General features: G+C 56.8%; 17 protein-coding genes, 1 tRNA gene and 2 pseudogenes. 9 read left to right on the top strand and 11 right to left on the bottom strand.

Annotated features, from left to right (window positions below; translation table 11 throughout):
* The first annotated feature begins 177 nt into the window (after positions 1-177).
* Both IFT99_RS09565 and IFT99_RS09560 read left to right on the top strand, forming a co-directional pair.
* A tRNA-Leu gene (locus IFT99_RS09565) sits at positions 178-264 on the top strand.
* A 163-nt stretch (positions 265-427) separates the two neighbouring features.
* Entirely contained in the window at positions 428-1,654 is a 1,227-nt protein-coding gene (locus IFT99_RS09560; RefSeq protein WP_192131872.1) for a tyrosine-type recombinase/integrase, read from the top strand.
* Here the strand turns inward: IFT99_RS09560 and IFT99_RS09555 are convergent.
* From IFT99_RS09555 to IFT99_RS09535, 5 genes are read right to left on the bottom strand one after another with little or no spacing between them, the layout of a single operon-like run.
* A complete protein-coding gene (locus IFT99_RS09555; protein WP_172612002.1) occupies positions 1,651-1,866 on the bottom strand; it encodes a helix-turn-helix transcriptional regulator in 216 nt (71 codons plus the stop codon). The two genes, IFT99_RS09560 and IFT99_RS09555, sit on opposite strands and share 4 nt — an antisense overlap.
* Before the next feature lie 21 nt (positions 1,867-1,887).
* On the bottom strand, positions 1,888-2,145 hold the full coding sequence (locus IFT99_RS09550; protein WP_192131871.1) for a hypothetical protein: 258 nt from the start codon (positions 2,143-2,145) through the stop codon (positions 1,888-1,890).
* 54 nt (positions 2,146-2,199) lie between these two features.
* Positions 2,200-2,430 carry a hypothetical protein gene (locus IFT99_RS09545; RefSeq protein WP_192131869.1) on the bottom strand — a complete coding sequence of 77 codons (231 nt, stop codon included), beginning with the start codon at positions 2,428-2,430 and terminating at the stop codon, positions 2,200-2,202.
* A complete protein-coding gene (locus IFT99_RS09540) occupies positions 2,427-3,170 on the bottom strand; it encodes a morphogenetic protein (protein WP_192131867.1) in 744 nt (247 codons plus the stop codon). The genes IFT99_RS09545 and IFT99_RS09540 overlap by 4 nt, the downstream gene beginning before the upstream one ends.
* Positions 3,167-3,496 (bottom strand): hypothetical protein, encoded by a 330-nt coding sequence (locus IFT99_RS09535; protein WP_192131865.1) that lies wholly within the window; start codon positions 3,494-3,496, stop codon positions 3,167-3,169. Before IFT99_RS09535 ends, IFT99_RS09540 begins: the two co-directional genes overlap by 4 nt.
* Positions 3,497-3,571: 75 nt before the next feature.
* Between IFT99_RS09535 and IFT99_RS09530 the strand changes: the two genes are divergently transcribed.
* Complete coding sequence (locus IFT99_RS09530; RefSeq protein WP_192131863.1) at positions 3,572-4,018, top strand: hypothetical protein; 447 nt, start codon at positions 3,572-3,574, stop codon at positions 4,016-4,018.
* The gene (locus tag IFT99_RS09525) at positions 4,011-4,364 is read left to right on the top strand and encodes a hypothetical protein (protein WP_192131861.1); all 354 of its coding nucleotides are present in this window, start codon (positions 4,011-4,013) and stop codon (positions 4,362-4,364) included. Before IFT99_RS09530 ends, IFT99_RS09525 begins: the two co-directional genes overlap by 8 nt.
* Here IFT99_RS09525 and IFT99_RS09520 read toward each other — a convergent pair.
* Positions 4,361-6,550 (bottom strand): DNA cytosine methyltransferase, encoded by a 2,190-nt coding sequence (locus IFT99_RS09520; protein WP_192131859.1) that lies wholly within the window; start codon positions 6,548-6,550, stop codon positions 4,361-4,363. The genes IFT99_RS09525 and IFT99_RS09520 overlap by 4 nt on opposite strands.
* Before the next feature lie 761 nt (positions 6,551-7,311).
* Between IFT99_RS09520 and IFT99_RS09515 the strand changes: the two genes are divergently transcribed.
* Positions 7,312-8,202: a hypothetical protein gene (locus IFT99_RS09515; RefSeq protein WP_192131857.1), complete on the top strand. Its 891-nt coding sequence runs from the start codon at positions 7,312-7,314 to the stop codon at positions 8,200-8,202.
* A 311-nt stretch (positions 8,203-8,513) separates the two neighbouring features.
* Entirely contained in the window at positions 8,514-9,272 is a 759-nt protein-coding gene (locus IFT99_RS09510; RefSeq protein ID WP_192131855.1) for a DUF5677 domain-containing protein, read from the top strand.
* On the opposite strand, the gene IFT99_RS09505 is transcribed toward IFT99_RS09510, so the two are convergent.
* Positions 9,239-10,093 carry a DNA adenine methylase gene (locus IFT99_RS09505; RefSeq protein ID WP_192131853.1) on the bottom strand — a complete coding sequence of 285 codons (855 nt, stop codon included), beginning with the start codon at positions 10,091-10,093 and terminating at the stop codon, positions 9,239-9,241. The two genes, IFT99_RS09510 and IFT99_RS09505, sit on opposite strands and share 34 nt — an antisense overlap.
* 25 nt (positions 10,094-10,118) lie before the next feature.
* Positions 10,119-11,132 carry a nucleoid-associated protein YejK gene (gene yejK / locus IFT99_RS09500; protein ID WP_192131851.1) on the bottom strand — a complete coding sequence of 338 codons (1,014 nt, stop codon included), beginning with the start codon at positions 11,130-11,132 and terminating at the stop codon, positions 10,119-10,121.
* Positions 11,133-11,534: 402 nt separating this feature from the next.
* On the opposite strand from yejK, the gene IFT99_RS09495 reads away from it, so the two are divergent.
* Positions 11,535-12,281: a hypothetical protein gene (locus IFT99_RS09495; protein WP_141695208.1), complete on the top strand. Its 747-nt coding sequence runs from the start codon at positions 11,535-11,537 to the stop codon at positions 12,279-12,281.
* A gap of 538 nt (positions 12,282-12,819) precedes the next feature.
* On the opposite strand, the pseudogene IFT99_RS09490 reads toward IFT99_RS09495, so the two are convergent.
* Positions 12,820-13,491: pseudogene (locus IFT99_RS09490) on the bottom strand (Heme peroxidase); the annotation flags it as partial.
* Positions 13,492-13,538: 47 nt separating this feature from the next.
* Entirely contained in the window at positions 13,539-13,787 is a 249-nt protein-coding gene (locus IFT99_RS09485; RefSeq protein WP_065990493.1) for a hypothetical protein, read from the bottom strand.
* Positions 13,788-13,902: 115 nt separating this feature from the next.
* Between IFT99_RS09485 and IFT99_RS09480 the strand changes: the two are divergent.
* Together IFT99_RS09480 and IFT99_RS09475 are read left to right on the top strand one after the other, a co-directional pair.
* Positions 13,903-14,088, top strand: a pseudogene (locus IFT99_RS09480) (chemotaxis protein); the annotation flags it as partial.
* A gap of 584 nt (positions 14,089-14,672) precedes the next feature.
* On the top strand, positions 14,673-16,325 hold the full coding sequence (locus tag IFT99_RS09475) for a methyl-accepting chemotaxis protein (protein WP_192131847.1): 1,653 nt from the start codon (positions 14,673-14,675) through the stop codon (positions 16,323-16,325).
* A gap of 162 nt (positions 16,326-16,487) precedes the next feature.
* Here the strand turns inward: IFT99_RS09475 and IFT99_RS09470 are convergent, their stop codons facing one another.
* Positions 16,488-19,154, bottom strand: coding sequence for an excinuclease ABC subunit UvrA (locus tag IFT99_RS09470; protein ID WP_192131845.1), 2,667 nt, complete (start codon positions 19,152-19,154; stop codon positions 16,488-16,490).
* Positions 19,155-19,179: the final 25 nt, after the last annotated feature.

The following is a 19,179-nucleotide window of genomic DNA, read 5'->3' as shown; positions in this document are numbered from 1 at the left end:
CACCCTAAGCTGCGAGAAAGCATAGACAGGTATCGAGCCTGCGACGGTAAACAAACGTAACCAATTGAATCCGAAAGCTTTGAACTTGCCTCCAGGGCTGCGGGTGTATATATTCCCCACTCTTGTCAGCTGGCCTCGCGATACGACGCGCGAAGGTCGAGGTTGATATGTGCTACCGCCCTGATGGTGAAATTGGTAGACACACCGGACTTAAAATCCGTCGTCCGAAAGGATGTGCCGGTTCGACTCCGGCTCGGGGCACCATATTCGATTCTCATGCCCTCTCAGGCATGCTCAAAAGACCCCGCTAGCCTAGGCTACGCGGGGTTTTCTGTTCTTAAGCTTCCGCAACTCTTCTCACGCCTGCTCAGAATTTTTAGTACATTTACCAGCACATGTTCAATTCGATTAATCTGGTGATGTACTAATGCCCCTCACTGACACGGCAGTCCGGCAAGCAAAGCCCCGCGACAAGGACTACACCCTCACTGACTCGGCCGGGCTGTCGCTCTTCGTTGCTGCCAAGGGCGCGAAGTCGTGGCATTTCCGGTTCTCCTGGCACGGCCGCCAACCGCGCATATCCCTCGGCACCTACCCTGAAGTCAGCCTCAAGCAGGCTCGCGAACGCCGGGACCAAGCCCGCTCGCTCATAGCAAAAGGAGTAGACCCGCGATCCGCTCGGCGTGAAGAAAAGCTGACCGCCAGCACCGGCGCAGTGAAAACCTTCGAAGTTGTCGCTGAAGAATGGCATGCCTTCAAGTCACCGCGCATGACCGCGGCTCGGAAAGGCGGTGCAACTCAATCGCGCATGTACTTGGACAAAGACCTCATTCCGTCGCTAGGCAAGCTGCCGATATCTGATATCCGTCGCAGCAATGTACTGTCGACCATGCGAAGAGTCGAGGCCCGGGGCGCGCTGAATGTGGCGAGGAAGTGCCGCTCGTGGCTGAACGAAATCTTCCGGTTCGCGATCGCCTCCGGCTACATAGAGCACAACCCTGCGTCCGACCTGGACATCGTCGCGGTGAAGGAGCCGCCCGAGAAGCACAACCCGATGCTTCGGCTGGCTGAGCTTCCCGAGTTTCTCAATTCGCTGCGGACATTCACCGGCGCCGAATACACGCGCAGCGCGGTGAGGATATTGCTGTTGACCGGCGTTCGCACTGGCGAGCTTCGGTTCGCCACCCGCGATCAGTTCGACCTCGACGGCGGGCTGTGGACGATTCCGCCGACAGGCGTGAAGCAGTTGCAGAAGCTTATTCGAGGAAAAGATGGGGCAAAGGTGCCGCCTTATCTGGTGCCGCTGTCGCGGCAGGCGGTGGAGGAGATACGCAACGTCATGGAAATGACCGGCGCCTACACACTGCTACTGCCAGGCCGAAGTGACCCGGCAAGGCCGATAAGCGACGGAACGGTCAACATGGCGTTGAAGCGTATGGGATATGAGGGCCGACTAACCGGGCACGGGATCCGCGCGACGATTTCGACTGCCCTGAACGAGATGGGTTACAACGAGGATTGGATCGAGGCGCAGCTGTCGCACGCCGGATCAAGCAAGATACGGAAGACGTACAACCATGCCGAATACGTGGAACAGCGGCGGGAGATGATGCAAAACTGGGCTGACTACCTGGACAAGGTCGAGGCCAGTTAAGGCACGCGTTTCCGCGCTTCAGCCTTGCTCGCGGCCCATTGCTCGACCTCTGAGCGTATCCAGGCAACAGCCTGTTCGCCGACCTTCGCCTGGCGGGGGAATCTCCCGCCGACGGCCATGCGGTAAATGGTTGCGGTGCTGAGCCCGGTGATGCGCCGCACTTCTGGCAAGCGGATGTACTCGATAGGCTCGACTTTTTGAGCTGTGTTCATGTTGGCTACTCCGTCCGGGGTCTATACGGGATTCAGCGGTTGTGCGGCAACCCACTTGATCAGGTGGGCCTCGTCATCCTGGTGATGCTTCATTTGGCTCCAGCTCAGTCCTTGAATAATGCCGAGGATTTCGCAGGCATTCATCCCGCCGCGTTCGGCCAGCCGCTGCAAAGACTGGCTGTGATTGCGCAGCGCCTGCTTTTCGAAGGGCTGCAGCAGTCGCATCGGAATCTGCTTGATGTTGACGCCGCGCATGACGGGCATGTTTTCGATGGGCATGAAAATTCCTCGCCCGCCGTGAATCAGCAGGCATGTTGATAGATAGGGAAGGGGTTAAGAAAACAGGTCAGGTTTGGGGCGCTTGGTCCGGCGAAGCGGAAGGTTGTGTTTCGGAAAGAAGTTGCGGCGTGCTGCAAGCCAGGCCTTGTAACCCCAGCCACTGCGCGAGCCATAGGGGTATGACTCGTCGATAACTTTGCTGGTCGCCAAAGCATCCAGTCCTTCAGCCTTGCACCGCGAATACATCGATTCCATTCGCTGCCAGCATTCGGTGTACCAGGTCACGGCATCACCCGCTTGAACCCAACTACCCAGACCCATGGGTTGCTGTCCCAAGCGCCAGCGCCGTTGATTGATTCCCACAGTCCAGCGAACCCGTGAATCACGGCTTCCTTGCATTCGAACCTGCTAGGCGAGCTTTTGAGGTAGAGCTGGCACATCGCGACGTCAACTCCCTCTGCTTCCGCCTGGTCGCCGGTTATGTCCTGCAGCCGCTCGACGTACACTTCCGTGATCTCCAGCAAGATGCGACTGGCCCAACGCGGCATGTGGATACTGGGGCGCCATGCACCGTCATACTCCATGGCTTCGGTATCTGGCTTCCATTCCGCTTTCGCTGGGATCTGGGTCAGGCCGTAGTCGCCCGGCGGACAGCTCGCCCGGTAGATCCGAGCCGCACCACGCTCATCGCCTTTCACCAAGTTGTCTTGCCAGTCGATACAGCAGCCGTCCTCATTGCCGAGCAAGGCGAAAGTCTCGCGGACCCACAGCCGGTCGCCGGGTCTGCCGTAAGGGCAGCAGCCTGAGCGCGCCAGTTCTGCACCGCACGCCTTCGCGTCGTCCCCGCTTACTCCAAATCCCCACCGTGGATGACGTTGAGCGACTGCGAACCACGAGCCGTCATCTTCGATCTGAGGCTGTTGCCAAGCTTTAACGGACCGTCGCGTGACTGTCTTCCTGCCTTCCAGGATGGCGCGCACCATCGGCGCCGAGAACAGGATGGGGCGTTCTTTGGCGCCGGTCATGGCGTCACCGCCGGGAGCGCCCACCAGCAGCCGTGGCCGTCGTCAGTTTCATGAATCGCCAAGCAGAACCAACCGTCACTCTCTGGACGGTCCGGCTCCGAGCAGCTGCAGTCCGGGTCGCCGGCCTCGAAGTACCGCTCGGATATCCCTTCGTCGCTGTGGTATTCCAGGCTAACCATCGCAACTTCCAGCTTCTGCTCGGCAATCCACGCTTTGCGCTTATAACCATCACCCTCGTCAAAATCGGGCAGGTCGGGGTGCTGGAAACCGCCGTTCTCATCGCGTACAACCGGTGCTGGCTGGATCAATTGGATTTCCTCAGGCATGACTTCATCCTTGTCGCTATAGCGACCGCTTTGTTGTTGGTATACGCTACGAGATGCAGTTTTTTTGGGGTGCGTATGGAATATCAAGAACGTCTGACTTGTTTTATCGATCTTCTAGGCTTCAAAAGCGCAATCGACCAGTCTCTGACTGAGCCTAGAATTGCAGAGTCGTTATTTGATATTTTTGAACAGTTCAGGGGCGCAGAGCTGGAAAGAGTTGTCTACGGAACCGTGCCGCACTTGTCTGAAACCGGAGTAATCAGTTCGACTGAGCATCATGGTGATAACATTGTCGATGAGATGGATAGGCATTTCGACCTCGTTGTAACGCAGTTCTCTGATTCTTTCGTAATTTCAGCGCCGGCTAATAATGCCGGGTCATGTAGTTTATTGTTTCGCGCTCTCAGACTAATAAATGTACAGTTCTTTTTCGGCATCGGAATGCTAATGCGTGGTGGGATTTCAGTTGGCAAGCTAGTCCATAAGAGGGGGGGGCGCTTTGTTCGGTCCTGCGATGAATGAAGCTTATGCTATAGAGAGCAAGCTTGCTGTGTATCCGCGTGTCGTCTTTTCAGATCAGGCTTTCAGTTTTTACGAAAAAACTCAGGTGGTCTCGGCGGCTGGTTCCGATCTGCCATTCGTAAAGCGGGGTTTTGACGGAGTTCCTTATTTTGATCTGGTTTCATGTTTTGTTGATATGCGCGGTTTTAGAGGGGAACGCTCGAAAATAAGTAGTCAGTTCAGAAGCGTTGAAGAGGACGTCCTAAGAACCTCCAATGCATCACATCCGAAGATCGCCTATCTGCTTCATCAATGGTCATTGCATGAACATAAGTTTCACGATGAAGGCGATGGCAATCTGACTTAAGCGGCTACCGATTGCATATTACGCTTTAGCCATGGGTCATTTGCCCGAGCGAGGGCGGCCATCGGCGGCGGGCTGACACTATTCCCGCACATGTGGACCTGCTCCGTCTTCGTGAACGCCTTCCCGTCGGCACCATGCGTAATGATGTAATCCGGCGGAAAGCCCTGCGCCCGGTACAGCTCAGCTGGTTGCAGCATCCGCAGCCGGATATCGACGATCACGTACGGCGTGCCCTTCACCATCACGGTGACGAGGCCGAGGCGATCCTTCGTGGTGATCGTCGGAGCGGGCTGGTCGCAGCCGCTCACGTTCTCGGTGCCGTAGTAGCTGATCAGGAAAGCGGCAACGCGCAACGCGCCTTCTTCGTGCTCTGGCGATAACTCAAAGCTGACCAACGAACTCTTGCCTGCGCCGCCGGCCGTGATGGTCGGTGCGGGTTCATCCAGGTGCTGGCCAACACTGGCGCCAAACTGACGCTCCATGAAAGCGGTGACCAGCCCGTGGTGTGTCCCACCGGCGCTGACCGTGTTGAGCGGATCGGCAGCGGCCCGAGCGTCGCAGTTGCCGCGCAGGTGGAGAAGATGCGCCGTGGCGAGCATCTGGTGTTGCCCGGTCGTGAGCGTCGGTACCGGTCCTTCGATATCTGACGGGGCGTGGCCGGTCGTGTTGGTGACCAGCGTTGCCGTCACTAGCTGTTGCTGACTGCCGGTATTCGTGACTGTGGTTACCGGGTCCTCGAGGCTTTTCGCTACGGTGGTGTTGAATCCGCCGTTCATCTGCGCCATGAACGCGGTGGCGATGCCCATGGCGTGCGCGGCGCCGGCAGGACGCTGATAGTTGCCGCCGCTGGTGATGGTCGGCAGCGGCTCGTCCAACGCTTTGCCTTCGTCGTTAAACCTGAACTTCACCAGGTGCGCAGCGGCGAGCGCGTGCTTCACGCCCCCAGCGACGACAGTCCCCAGCGGTTGATCCAAACCCGGCACGCGCGGTTGCTGGCCCTCGCGTTCCCCATATCCTGACTGGACGAGAGTAGGGCTGATCAATGTCAGTTCGCCGCGATTGGCACATGTCACCGTCGGCAGAGGTTCGAGTGGGTTGTTGATACGGTCGCTGCCTTGATGCGTGGCCGGTGCGATGATTGGGCTCACCACCGAGAATGCACCACCTTTCGGGTAAGTCGTCACGGTGCGCAGCGGCTCGTTCAGCGACTGTACCGTCTCAGTCGACCAGTTCGCGATCGGCACAATAAACGGGGCAGGGTGGTCGATGACGAACTTCCTCATGCCCTTGGCGATTCGGCGTTTGGTGGCGTCTGCCAGCTCATCCTTGCGGCCGAAAATGCTCTTGCCCAAATCGCTGAAATCGATGCACTCGGCGGCGGTGCGGTACTTCAGCTGGCCCTTGCCGGGCTTCTTCGCGTGGGTCGGCTCCGGCCAGACGATCGGCAGTCCGTCGCAACGAGCGATCATGAACAGGCGTTCGCGGCTGGTGGGCGCGCCGAAGTCGCACGCTTTGATGACTCGCCATTCGACGGCGTAACCGTGCTGCTCCAGCAGCTCCACAAAACGTTTCCAGGTGCTGCCTTTGCGCTTGGGGTTCGGGACAAGGAACTGCTCACCGACAGGAACAATCTCGCCGGGCGCGGCAACCACCTTCACCAGGACTTCTTTGCCCTTTTTGTTCACGCCTGGCACCAGCTTGATGATGCGGCCGGTCTCTTTGTCGCGCTTGGCGATCAGCGGACCCCATTGCAGGATCTGCTTCACGTTTTCCAGGCTGATGACTCGAGGCCGCTTCTTGCCGGCCCACTTCAAACCGATCCACGACAGGTTGCGGATCTCGCGCTTGCGCGGCTGTCCGCCGGCGGCCTGGCTGTGGTGGGTGCAGTCCGGCGACATGTGGAACCAGCCGACTGCCTTGCCGCCGCACTCGGCGTTCGGATCACCATCGAACACGTCGGTGGTAAAGTGCTTGGCGCCCGGGTGGTTGATGGTGTGCATGCTGATCGCTTTGGCGCTGTGGTTCTTCGCAACGCTGACCTTGCGGCCGAGGCCCATTTCCAGCCCGGTACCGGCGCCGCCACCACCGCAGAAGAAGTCCACGACGATCTCATCGTCTTGCGGGTCGAAGCCGAGGCCGTACTGGGTTTTGAACTCGAATGCATGTTTCTTCTGTTGAGCAGACATGTAAGATCCTCGCCTCAGGGCGTGAAAGGGAATAGGTAAATGACGGTGGGGCAAAGGAGTAAACGGGTGATTTATTCGCAGGGGTCCTTTGATGGAGCCTGCTTCTTCTACAGTTTGGCGAATGCCGCACGATGCGTAACAGGCAAGGCGATACCAGACAAAGCGTGGCGACGCGCGATACTTGAGTCGCCGTTCCGGACTGAGGACTTTCTAAGCGGCGGAGGGACCGCGCGTCTCGACGGGTCAGCGATTGCGCTCACCCTCGCAGGCCAGGCGTTCCTTACTGACCTGGGTGCGCAGCTGAGTTTTTCCCCCTATGAGGGGGATATCTCCCCGACAGAGGTTGCCAAAGCAGTCCAGAAGGGCCAGGTGATCATTACGGCTATTGACGACGGAGAGCACTGGGTACCGATCGTTGACTCCACGAAAGATGAGGCCTGGATCGCATGCTCATTAGCTCTACACGATTGGCGCGTCCAATACGATGAGCGGATATCTCCGAATAAGAGGGTCTTCAATCTGGCGCGCAACTTTGATGGGTTGAGAATCTGGGATGGGCCCAGCTTTATCGTCTCGTGCTCGGCTCCCGCATCCTGCTAACTGGGGGGCCGCGGCACTCCAGTGCTGCGTCTCGCGAACCTGTAGAGCATCAGCCGAGCCCGGTGAACAAATCGATGGCAGTTGTCGTAAGTTTTCAGGCGGTTCCAAACTTGCTGGCTAGGATTAAGATAGATAATTATTAATAGCTACTCGGAGCGGGTATGACTCAAGGGATATGCAGGCTTTGTAAAAAGTCACAAGATTTGAAGTTAAGCCACTTTATACCTAAGTTTGTTGGCAAGTGGGTTAAGGATACATCTGCCACGGGCTACATAAGATTTAATCAGAGCATTGATAAACGTGCTCAGGACATTGTTAAGGAATATTGGCTTTGTGAGTGTTGCGAGCAATTGTTTTCCAGTTGGGAGCATGAGTTCGCAAGAAAAGTGTTTTATCCGTTCATGGATAAAGGAGAAAGCAGGGCCCGTTATGATGTTTGGCTGTCTAAGTTTTGCGCCTCTCTAACTTGGCGAACGCTGACCTATGTAAGGAGCCTGCATGTTGAGAAGTCTGATGACGTCTCCAGGTCTCTTGACGCCGCTGAGAACACCTTGGCGGGATATCTATTAGGGGAGAGCACCGTTTTAGGCAAGTATGAGCAGCACCTTTTCCCCTTGGAAAGCATCGCTGAGACTAACGTTAGGGGGGCACCGCCTAACCTAAATAGATATTTTCTGAGGACCATGCAGATGGATCTGCTTGAGTCTGAGTCAGGATCAATCATCTACACAAAGCTGCCAGGGTTTTTGCTCTTAGGTCTGACAGGGCACAAAGAGTCGAATAGCATGAGGTCAAGTCGAGTCACCATGGGTGAAGGCATGTTATCTCCTCGCTCTTATCGATGGCCTACAGGTCTGGCGGAATACATGTTCGAGAAATCCAGGCAGATTACGGCCACTTATTCGAGTATGAGTCAGGCGCAGAAGGATAAGATTACTAAAACCATTTTGGATAATCCTGATCGTTTTAGATCCTCACGAACTTATGAGGCATTTAAACACGACCTAGATATGTTCGGTAATAAAGCATTTTCGAAGAAGGATGAAGTCTAAGCGGTCAGCGATGCAATTTATCCTGTGTAGGCTCGGGGCTAGTCTGCGATTACCGCTCCACAGGAAGGGGGGCGGTTTAGAACGTGGGCCGGAAGCAGGAGCGGAATCTCGACGAGCGGTCAGAGACAGCAGCCCGATGGCTATCAACGAAATTGAGGTGGCGGTTGGCGCACTGCAGGTATGAGTGATCAGGCTGCAGCTCCAGCGCTTTTGCGCCATGATCGCCTTGGCGGCGTGGCCGATCTCGGTAGACGGCATGGGTGTGTGATGCCAAGCTATCACGGTCTAACTTCGGAGCACGGATTCGGCGAATGGCTAGTGAAGATTTTTCGGAAAAAGGTTTTTTGTCTTCCTCTGTATTCGTACATAAAAAGGACGTGAGACATCGCTATTCAGATGCGTTTTCGCAATGCGAAGAAATATCTGATATAGCTCACCAGTTGCTCCTAAGTGCGGATGCTGACCCATCGGATACTCCCACACTCACGGCTTTTCTGTTTTGCGAACGGACCCTAAGGACGTGCCAGGCTGCCATCAGGCTTTGTGAGTTAGGTCTAATTCAAGAAGCACAGATATTGCTTAGGACAGCGTTCGAGACGTCCTTTCACGCGCAGGCGTTGTTAGTCAAACCTGAGATATTCAGACTTCTGGATGCTCAGTCCGAAAAAGAAGAAGCAAAGCATGCAAGGGATATGCTTGCCCATATTCCCGAAGACCAGATTTCGGATGACGATCGTCTATTGTTGTTGGCGATGCGCGACACGGGAAAAGCTGGCAACTTCTCTGTGTTTGAGTCAGCACGAGTGGCCGGTATGCTCGAACACTACGCCGTCGCATACCGGGGGCTATCTGCCTTAGCAGGTCATGCAACCTTCCGCTCGCTGGATCGTTCCTTCCTCAAAGGCGAGGAGGGCTTCGAACTCAGAATTGGGCCGTCAGAAGACCAGCTAGTTTTCACCTTAAGCTTAACTGCGCAATGTATCGGCTTCGCCGTGCGCTCGCTGAAGTGCATTATCCAATCTTCACTTGCGTCTGGTCATGGTAGTTCGCCAAGGTCCAATCCGATCTGACTCACTCGCTCTGCACAGGCCGGGTTCAACCAGATGCGCTCGGTCCGGCTTGCCGTGCCGCGCCCTGCGGATATCCGCGCCGACGTGCTGTGGCAGCTCCAGTCAGGGAGCAGTTCGCTGTACAGCTCGCTTGGGTAACCGGACAGCACGACCATTCCTTCTAGCTCGAGCAAAACGCCAAGCAGCTCCCGGTGTTCTTTGTCGTCGATCTCATGCCGGTAATAACGTCCAGTAGATGCGCCCTTATACCTGGTGTCGTGCACATACGGCGGGTCGACGTAATGCAGTGTCGTCGCTGCGTCGTGTGCGGTGATGACCTCAATGGCAGGCCGGTTCTCGATCAAGACGCCGGACAGCCTCTGACCAACCGCCGCGAGCGAGTCGGGGTATTCGGCCCAGAGTGACTGGGCGGTACCGTACTGACGCTTCGTGTCTATTCGGAAGCCGGTGACGCCCTTCGTCGCGCCGGCTGAGCCAAAGCCCATCTGTGCGCGAATGATCGTGCGCCGCGCTCGTTCAATCGGATCAGTTGCCGGTTCCCACGAAAGCTCGAACTCGGCTCGCGAGTAGGGCGTCAGCACCAGTCGCTCGACAAGCGCCTTCCGCGTCGCCGGATCCTGAAGCATCCGGAACAGGTTCACGATGTCCCCATCCAGGTCGTTGTAAACCTCGGCGTAGGCTCGGGGTTTCTGCATGAGCACGCCGGCAGCGCCGCCGAATGATTCGACGTAGCAGGTGTGGGGCGGGAAGTGCTGCAGCACCCACGGTGCGAGTCTGAACTTGGCGCCGTGGTACCGGATGACTGGAGCGGAAATGGTCATGACAATCCTTGAAGCTGCTCCACGGTTACCTTTCTACACTGGCGCGCTTGAGTTGATCGGTCAGTAGAGTCGGCACGCCGTTAATGACCAGCGTGTCATTGTTCTTGTCGTACTTCACCTTCGTGCCCAGCAGGTGCGCTTCAAAGCTGATCGACAGGCCTTCCACGCGCCCGGTGAAGCGTTGGAATCGGTTGAGCGTTCGCTTATCGGCAGGGATCGCCGGGGACAACCCATAGTCCTTGTTGCGGATATGGTCGTAAAAAGACCTGGGTTGATCTTCATCCACCAGTCCGGACAGTTCCTCAAGGATGATTGGCTCGCCCAATTTGGTCTGACTCATCGCATAGTCCACTAGGGTGCGTGTCTTCTCGCGTGCCGCCTCCTCAGGCAGATCCTCGTTTTCCACAAAGTCGCTGAACGCCCTGAGCAAGGTACGGGTTTCGCCAGGAGCGTCGATGGCTTCCTGACAGCCAATGAAGTCACGGAAGCACTCCGTCGCTTTCCTGCCGTTTTTGCCTTTTATGAACGAGATGTACTGCCGAGACGCCGGATTGTTCTGCCATTCGGACAGGTTGATCCGCCCAGCCAAGTGGAGATGATCGACGTCGAGATATTTAGCTGTGATGGTCCGGAGATCTTCGCCAACTGCGATGCCTTCCGATTGCTGAATAACCGCAATGGAAAGGTACTCGGTCATGCCCTGCTGATAGTGCACGAACAGGACGTGCCCTCCGATTGCAAGGTCTGACTCTTCCATCAGGTGCTGCAAATGCTCGACGGCAACCAGGCTCAACTCGTGGAAGCTGATCTCGTCGGCAATGTACTTGCTTAGCCAGCCCCGCAGCGGGTGTACGCCGGACTCTGCGTGGAACAAGCCCCAAGCCTTACCTTGCTTGGCGTTGTAGCTCTCGTTCAGACGCCATAACAGGTCTTCGTTTGCTTGAGAGTCGGGCAGCAGTTCGCTCGCGGTATGAAGCACGGCCGGGCTTCCGTCAGGATTTTTGTCGATCCTGTGTATGATGATTTTGCGGATTGGCATTTCAATTACCTCAGGCGTGTTGATGCCTCCGAGAATTCGATGGCGATTAGGTTGGAGGTGGGCTATATGTGTTGGCCGGCGTGTGGCCGTATCAAGGAGCGTTTAATGAACGTGAACGACTGTTGTGAGAATTCGATGGAGGCCTATGATCTTGATGGTGAGCTTGGGGCTTTCGAGCAGGGTTTTCCTCAGCCAAAATCCAGCGATTTACAGATATCAACATTTAAGTGCACTTCGTGCCGAACGGCATGGCGTCGCTCGGAGAGTGGCGCGACTGGAGGAGTTGTGTGGGAAAACTGCGGAGCTGCTTGAGCGTCCAAGCCGATCTGGGACGGTCGATGCTGCGCTTATCGAACGGAATCACTTGATAACTGGAAGTGAATGTTTATAAAGATGCGGCCAATGAATCGTGTGATTTTGTTTGTGGGTATAGGATTTATTTTTGCTGGGGGGCTAGCTAGCTATCTTGGTTCGGGAGTAACAGCGCAGGACGACCTAAAGCTAGTTGACATATTTTCGATAATCTCAGCCGTGGCCACTGCCGCAGCAGCATTTGCTGCATGGAAGGCAGCTAGTGCAGCGCAAAAACAGTCTTCCAGTACAGAAATTTCTGGAAGAAGACAACAGTATCGCATGCATTTTGAATCTTTCAACGAATGGCTTAACGCTCTAGAAACTGATTTGAAGATTAGTTTCTATCGTCGTCATGAACTATACGAGTCGATGTTTCCGAGCAATCGGAATCCTCGCCTTTCTTTCAGTGAAATAGGTCACGATGAAGTCAAATCCTGGTGGAACTCTTTCGCCCGATTAGCTGATAAAACTTGCGCGCCATCTGAGCAAAGCCGCCGAGACATAGTTGACTGGGTTGGCGGGTACACCGTTCTAAGAGAACGCTTAAGATACACGCAGCTTAACCCCGCTGCGGATCAAATACGCCTATCGGGCGACCGTCCGACAGGCGTCTGCCTGGAAAATTATCAAAAAATAATTCTAACAATGGGCAAGGTTATGGCATCTCTGTCCGACTTCGCATTTTTAGATGGGTGTCCCGGATACCGGGGAATGACCGACGAGTTCAGGTGTAGCTTCAGCGATTTTGTCACCCTGCTGCTGGAGCACCAGTGGCATGAACATCGATATTGCTAGACGCAGAGATACCAAATGCGAGCTCTAGATACCGGTGCCATTAGTGCATGAAGCAGGTCTAGCACTGACTCATACCACCCGCGTCCTCCGCTGAAGCCGGCCACGCTCCGCCGCCGACAACGCACGAGTCCTGCGCTTGAGCACTGTGTCAGGATCAATCCAGTCCCGCCGCTTCGGCGGGATCGGATTTCCGGTAAAGCATTCACCCTGCAAAATCTGACCACCCCGGCTTTCAAACTCCGCCACGGCCTCCGCCAGTTCCGCGGACCTGATACGATTCTACGCATCAGGATTAAGGCTGAAGCTGATCATGCCGCCACCTGCTGCAGCTCGACGCCGTCCATGCTGAAATCATCGCCGTCAATGAGGACCAAGTCGTCCAGCGCCCCCCAGTTCACGGTCTGCACCGACAGCGGGCGCGGCCTTCGTAGACCGCCTTCACCAGCGCTTCCAAGTCGGTGACCTTCGCCTCGAGTTTGGTCTGCTTCGGCGGCACTTTCGCCGATGGCGCGGCGTTGGTGACGCGCCGCGCGGGTGGCTCAACCGGGTTGGCAGCAGGAGTAGCCACTGGCGCTTTGCCGACAGCCTCCGCAGCTGCCGCGCGCTCGTTCGCTTCCCGCTCCAATCGCTGGACCTCTTGCTGACGAATCTGCTCGCGCTGCGCCTCAAGGCGAATTTCTTCGGCGCGCTGGTGCTCGCTGATCCGCACCTTGATCAGCGGCACCAGGTCCTCGTTCTCCTTCAGCACCAGTTGCTGCAGATCGTTGAACAAAAACACGTAGTCAGCAGCGAGCTCAGCGAAGCTGTTCAGGTTGGTGCGCATTTTGTCGCCGGTTTGGCTGGCTTCGATTTTCGCCCGGGCCAGTTCGCTGTCCGCAGCATCGCGAAGGCTGGCGATGGTCTTTTTGCCTTTGATGGCGCCGGCGAAGTCAGCAACGATCTTCGGCATCCGCGCCTTGCCGCCGAGGGTGCTGTTGATCTGGTCGATGTGGATCTGCAGCGACTTCGCGGCGGTCGTCACGATGTCTTCCCTGATCGCGACTTTGCGTGCCTTGACCAGTTTGTCGAGCTCCAGTCGCTTAGCGCGCGCCTCGCTGCTGATCTCGTCGATCGCGCGGAAGAGGGCGTCGATGCTCTCGGTCTGGCTCAGCGCGTGGTGGTTCGCCGCTGCCAGGCGACTTTCGACTTCGCCGCACCATTTCACTACACGTATGATTTGATCACATAAAAAACCCGGCCTCCAAGCCGGGTTTTTTGTTACTTAGTTTTGACCCCGTACTGCCCATCGAGCCACGTGTTCAGTTCATCTCTTTTGTGAGGCGCATGACCCGGGGCGTCTTCGAGCTTCGCAGCTAGGAGGTCACGATTGGAGTCGCTTATGTCCTTACCCCTTGTTTTCAAGTAATGGTCGATAAAATACTCGACTTCCCAACTTTCAGTCAGCGATACGAAAATCCTGTCGATCTTTCCCCTGTACTTCTTGTTATCGCTACGGTTCCAAGCCATTTTTGGACTCCATTTGTATGTGGCGTGCATGCCACATGCAGTTCATAGCACAAGGTTTTTTTTGGATCCACTAAATTAAGCTTCCGGTAACAAGCAACAACTCTTCGGAGTAAATATGGACCCAGCCGACCTCGGCCCAGGCACGCTCACCTGGCTTGGCGGCACCGGAACTGTCTTGCTTTGCGGATTCTCGTGGCTTCGCAAATCCCTATCTTGGGACGTCTTAGACGGAACGATGGATAACGCCGACATCGGCACTGTCCGACGCCTAGCTGAGATGCTCGATTCAGAACGCTCCGCCGCCTGGGCATGTTCGGTGCGCCAGCACACGCTCAGCTTGCCACCGAACTAAAAGGCTGCCAGGTCGAGAAACGCGCCCTGCTGGACGAGAAGCTGCATGGCGGGTTGAGCGACGTTCATAATAGTCCTTGTCTGCCCGTCTGCAGATGCGTTGTTCTCCCATGGCGACAGCGCTAAGCCCAAGCGGGTCGTTCATCGGCGGTCTAACGCCGCTGCTTTCCGCCTTGTCCGCACCTGCCTTCGCACGCGTGTCCCTTATCGGGAGCTCCGCTTTTCACAATACCGATCCTCCCTTCAGTTGAAACTCCCATCTCGCGGACCGATTAAAGACTGTTGGAATAAGTACAGAACGCTTCGCGTTTAGAATCGCATATCTAAAGTTGGTATGCGACGAAAGTCTAAATATTCGTTTAGATTAAAATACCTTACGCAAACAACTCGATTGAATCCGTTGTAAGTTGGATCCTATATATCTTTAAAAGTGGTGATTTATTGCTTGTAGTATTGTCGTTGCTCGCCGCATAGTGTCAATGTGCCACATTCTTGGACGTGCTGCACAATACTGAAAGTCAAAGGGGTTTCTGTATGTTAGCTTCCTTGTCGGTAAAGGCAAAGTTAGTACTGGGTTTTGGCGTGATGGTGCTAATTATTTTTCTGATTTCTGCGTTATCCGTTATTAGTTTAAATGAGTCGAACCTGCGCTTCTCAAACTATGTCGAAGGGTTGAATAAGCGCATGGGGCTGATGAATGATTTGCTGCTTTCCGCGCAGCAGCGCGCTATTTCAGCCCGCAACCTTGTGCTGGTCATTTCCGACACTGATCGACAGTCTGAAGCGGACATCTTGAATGCCGAACATCAGAAGGTGAAAAGTCTGCTCTCAGCATTGGTCGCTGGCGTCAGCGCGTTGCCAGCCTCCGCCGATAACGATAACGCCCGTAAGTTGGTTGCCGAGATTGAGGGGGTCGAGAAAGTCTATGGTCCTGTTGCCCTGGAGATTACCCGGCTGGCCATGAGTGGTGATCGCAGTACCGCAATTACTATGATGAACAATGAATGCCTGCCGCTTTTGAAAAAGCTGGTGGCCAGCGTCACTGATTACAAACGCTTTAATACAAAGATTGCACTGGCCAGCGTTGATGAATCGCAAGTCGAATATAGAAGCAATCAACGTTTCTTGATGTTTATATGCGCATTGGCCATTGCCGTAGGGGTCGCGCTAACCGTTCTTATCGTTCGGGGACTGTCACGCGCCCTGGGTGCAGAGCCCATCCTCTTGTCAACCATCGCTCAGCGCGTTGCAAGTGGTGACCTGCGCCCGATTCCCGAAGCAGAAACCTCAGTGGCCGGTAGCGTGCTCTCTTCCCTGAGTGAGATGCAGTCCCGTCTGAGCCTGCTTATAAGCCAGGTCAACACGTCATCGGCGGTGATCTCTGCTGCTGCAGTGGAACTTTCCGCTGCGACAGAGCAGACCCGCATCGGGGTAGGCAATCAGAGAGTCGAAATCGACCAGGTCGCCACCGCCATCCACGAAATGGTAGCCACGACCCTTGAAGTTGCGCGCAATTCGGAAGAAGCAGCCCATGCGGCACTCAGCGCTAATGCTCAGGCGCAAACCGGCGGCACTATGGCAAAAGACGCAATAGCCCAAATGAAACGTCTGGCTACGGAGGTGTCAAAGTCTTCCGCCGCCATGGCACAACTAAAAAAAGAGAGCTTAAATATAGGTGGGGTGTTGCAAGTCATAACGTCCGTTGCAGATCAAACCAACTTGTTGGCGCTGAATGCTGCTATCGAAGCGGCAAGGGCGGGCGATGCGGGTCGAGGATTTGCGGTGGTGGCGGATGAAGTGAGAACACTTGCCAAACGGACACAGGGCGCAACCCTGGAAATTGGCGCGTTGACCACCAATCTGCAAAAAATAGCCGAAGAGGCTGCCGGGATGATGGAAGTCTGCCGTGGTTTGACGGAGGAAACTGTCATACAGGTTTCAAACACGGGGCATTCAGTTGAAACCATTGTGGAGATGATTGATAACATCCAGCAGATGGTCAGGCAGATCGCAACCGCCGGTGAGGAGCAAAGCTGTGTCGCTGAGGAGATTAACCGCAGTGTGACGTCGGTTCGTAATATTGCAGATGATTCAGCTTTATCTTGCGAGAGAACGGCCAGTTCGAGTAATAACCTGGCAGAGCTGGGGGTCGTACTCCAGCGGCAAGTAGGCCACTTTAAGGTCTGACAAGATACTTAATACGGTGTCTGTCGGGTTGAAGGATGCACGAACTCAATGGCGCTACTACGTGGCACTGGAGCAAATAGCCCGGAGTGTATGAGCGCCAGCGAGAGGCACTTGGGGCAGCCCCAAGTGCCTGTTTCGTTTCAGCGCTGTAACCGAACTTCCTCAGCCCCGCAACACCTTGCGCAAAAACGGCGCCGTCCGGCTCTCTTCCACGTCGGCAACCTGCTCAGGCGTCCCACACGCCACAACATTCCCGCCCTTGTCCCCAGCGCCCGGGCCGATGTCGATCACCCAGTCACTCTGCGCCACCACTCGCATTTCATGCTCAACCACCACCACGCTGTGCCCCGCATCCACCAACGCATTCAACTGCGTCAGCAGGCGATCCACATCGGTGGGGTGCAGGCCCGTGGTCGGCTCATCGAGCACATACAAGGTGGCGCCGCGTTGACTGCGCTGTAGCTCCGTCGCCAGTTTGATGCGCTGAGCCTCACCGCCGGACAACTCAGTCGCAGGCTGACCCAGACGCAAATAGCCCAGACCAATATCACGCAGCACCGTCAGCGAGCGGAGAACCCCTGGCTGATCGACGAATACATCCACCGCCTGTTCAACCGTCAGCTGCAACACGTCGGCGATACTCAACCCATTCCACTTGATCGCCAAGGTGTCCGGGTTGTAGCGCGCACCATGGCAGGTCGGGCAGGGCGCGTAGACGCTGGGCATGAACAGCAATTCAACGCTGACAAACCCTTCGCCCTCGCACACCGCGCAGCGGCCTTTGGCGACGTTGAACGAGAACTGTCCGGCGTCGTAGCCGGCCTTCTGCGCGTCGGGCGTCGCGGCGAACAGCTTGCGCACGTTGTCGAACAGGCCGGTATAGGTCGCCAGGTTGGAACGCGGGGTGCGGCCGATGGGTTTCTGGTCAACCTGCACCAGCCGCTTGATCGCGCTCATTCCGCCCGCAATGTGCCCGCCGGTGGGTTGCGGCGCATCGTCTTCCAAGCTGGATTCTTCCGCCTCGGCCTCCGCAACAGGGCGTCCCAATTCGGCGCCCACCAGCTCCAGCAATGCCTGGCTGACGAGGCTGGATTTGCCCGAACCGGAGATGCCGGTCACCGAGGTGAAGCAGCCCAGCGGAAATTCAGCGCTCAGTGAATTGAGGTTGTTGCGGGTAATGCCTTCCAGGCGCAGCCAGTCGGTCGGCTGTCTTCTTGCCGAACTCAGCGCGGAATGCTCGGCGAACAGATGACGGCCCGTTTGCGAGGATTCGATCTCGGCCAAACCTGCGGGAGGGCCGCTGTACAGCACGTGCCCGCCATGCTCGCCGGCAGCAGGGCCGACGTCGATCAGCCAGTCGGCGCGGCGCATGGTTTCCAGGTCATGCTCGACGACGAACAGCGAGTTGCCGGAAGCCTTCAGCTGCTGCAACGCCGTGAACAGCGCTTCGCTGTCCGCCGGGTGCAAGCCGGCAGAAGGCTCGTCCAGCACGTAGATCACGCCGAACAGTTGCGAGCCCAATTGCGTCGCCAGGCGCAGGCGCTGCAGTTCACCGGATGACAGCGACGGCGTGCTGCGATCCAGCGCCAGGTAGCCGAGCCCCAGTTCGGTGAGGGTGCTGACCCGCGCCAGCAAGTCCTGGGCGATGCGTTGGGCGGCGAGGCGCTTCTCGACAGACAGGTTCGGTGTCGCGCGCACATCGGGGGCTGCGTCGTGGGCCGAACCGCCTGCAGTGACCCGCTTCTTTTTCGCCTTGGCCATCTGCTCGCGATCCAGCACAGCGCTGCCGCGATCTTCATTTTCAAAAACGCCCGCAGCCACTGGACGCAAGACTTCAGCCAGCCGCAGCAGCGGCATCTGCGCCAATTCGCCGATATCGAGGCCGGCAAACGTCACCGACAGGGCCTCGCGCTTCAGGCGTTTGCCATCGCACAACGGGCAGGGGCTGCCGCGCATGAAACGCGACACGCGTTTTTTCATCAACGCGCTCTGGGTGGTGGCAAAGGTGTGCTGCACGTAGCGGCGGGCACCGGTGAAGGTGCCCTGATAACTGGGTTCGAGTTTGCGCTTGATCGCCAGACGGGTTTCTTCCGGGGTCAGCCCTCCGTAGACCGGCACGTTAGGCTGCTCATCAGTGAACAGAATCCAGTCGCGATCCTTTTTCGGCAGGTCGCGCCACGGGGTGTCGACGTCGTAACCCAGGGTGACGAGGATGTCCCGCTGGTTCTGGCCGCCCCATGCCAGGGGCCATGCCGCGATCGCGCGTTGGCGGATGGTCAAAGAGTCGTCCGGGACCATCAGTTCTTCAGGAATCTCATAGACCCGGCCCAGGCCGTGACACTCGGGGCAGGCGCCCTGGGGCAGGTTGGGCGAAAAGTCTTCGGCATAGAGCATCGGTTGCCCCGGCGGATAGGTGCCGGCGCGGGAATAGAGCATGCGGATCAGGCTGGACAGAGTGGTCACGCTGCCGACCGATGAGCGCGTACTCGGCGTCCCTCGTTGCTGCTGCAGCGCGACGGCCGGGGGCAGGCCCTCAATGGAGTCAACGTCGGGCACGCCCACCTGATCGATGAGGCGTCGGGCGTAGGGCGCGACGGATTCGAAATAGCGGCGTTGGGCTTCGGCGTAGAGGGTGGAGAAGGCCAGCGATGATTTGCCTGACCCCGACACGCCGGTGAACACCACCAGTGCGTCGCGGGGGATGTCGACGTCCACGTCCTTGAGGTTGTGCTCTCGGGCGCCGCGAACCCGGACGAATCCGGGGCGGTCGGCGTCGACGGTGAAGGAAGAAGGGCGGGCGTCGTCTGGCAGGTGCGGCGGTGTGGTCATGGGTGAGGCCTTTGAATCCTGGAAA

The organism is Pseudomonas sp. CFBP 8772, assembly GCF_014841665.1.
Lineage (GTDB): Bacteria > Pseudomonadota > Gammaproteobacteria > Pseudomonadales > Pseudomonadaceae > Aquipseudomonas > Aquipseudomonas graminis_B.
Note: the sequence above shows the minus strand (reverse complement) of the source record. Positions and strands in the feature narration are given on the sequence as shown.

Coding starts and splice junctions, on each gene's coding strand:
- IFT99_RS09560 (WP_192131872.1), top strand. CDS start 428: ATGCCCCTCACTGACACGGCAGTCCGGCAAGCAAAGCCCCGCGACAAG.
- IFT99_RS09555 (WP_172612002.1), bottom strand. CDS start 1,866: ATGAACACAGCTCAAAAAGTCGAGCCTATCGAGTACATCCGCTTGCCA.
- IFT99_RS09550 (WP_192131871.1), bottom strand. CDS start 2,145: ATGCCCATCGAAAACATGCCCGTCATGCGCGGCGTCAACATCAAGCAG.
- IFT99_RS09540 (WP_192131867.1), bottom strand. CDS start 3,170: ATGACCGGCGCCAAAGAACGCCCCATCCTGTTCTCGGCGCCGATGGTG.
- IFT99_RS09535 (WP_192131865.1), bottom strand. CDS start 3,496: ATGCCTGAGGAAATCCAATTGATCCAGCCAGCACCGGTTGTACGCGAT.
- IFT99_RS09530 (WP_192131863.1), top strand. CDS start 3,572: ATGGAATATCAAGAACGTCTGACTTGTTTTATCGATCTTCTAGGCTTC.
- IFT99_RS09525 (WP_192131861.1), top strand. CDS start 4,011: ATGAATGAAGCTTATGCTATAGAGAGCAAGCTTGCTGTGTATCCGCGT.
- IFT99_RS09520 (WP_192131859.1), bottom strand. CDS start 6,550: ATGTCTGCTCAACAGAAGAAACATGCATTCGAGTTCAAAACCCAGTAC.
- IFT99_RS09515 (WP_192131857.1), top strand. CDS start 7,312: ATGACTCAAGGGATATGCAGGCTTTGTAAAAAGTCACAAGATTTGAAG.
- IFT99_RS09510 (WP_192131855.1), top strand. CDS start 8,514: ATGGCTAGTGAAGATTTTTCGGAAAAAGGTTTTTTGTCTTCCTCTGTA.
- IFT99_RS09505 (WP_192131853.1), bottom strand. CDS start 10,093: ATGACCATTTCCGCTCCAGTCATCCGGTACCACGGCGCCAAGTTCAGA.
- yejK (WP_192131851.1), bottom strand. CDS start 11,132: ATGCCAATCCGCAAAATCATCATACACAGGATCGACAAAAATCCTGAC.
- IFT99_RS09495 (WP_141695208.1), top strand. CDS start 11,535: ATGAATCGTGTGATTTTGTTTGTGGGTATAGGATTTATTTTTGCTGGG.
- IFT99_RS09485 (WP_065990493.1), bottom strand. CDS start 13,787: ATGGCTTGGAACCGTAGCGATAACAAGAAGTACAGGGGAAAGATCGAC.
- IFT99_RS09475 (WP_192131847.1), top strand. CDS start 14,673: ATGTTAGCTTCCTTGTCGGTAAAGGCAAAGTTAGTACTGGGTTTTGGC.
- IFT99_RS09470 (WP_192131845.1), bottom strand. CDS start 19,154: ATGACCACACCGCCGCACCTGCCAGACGACGCCCGCCCTTCTTCCTTC.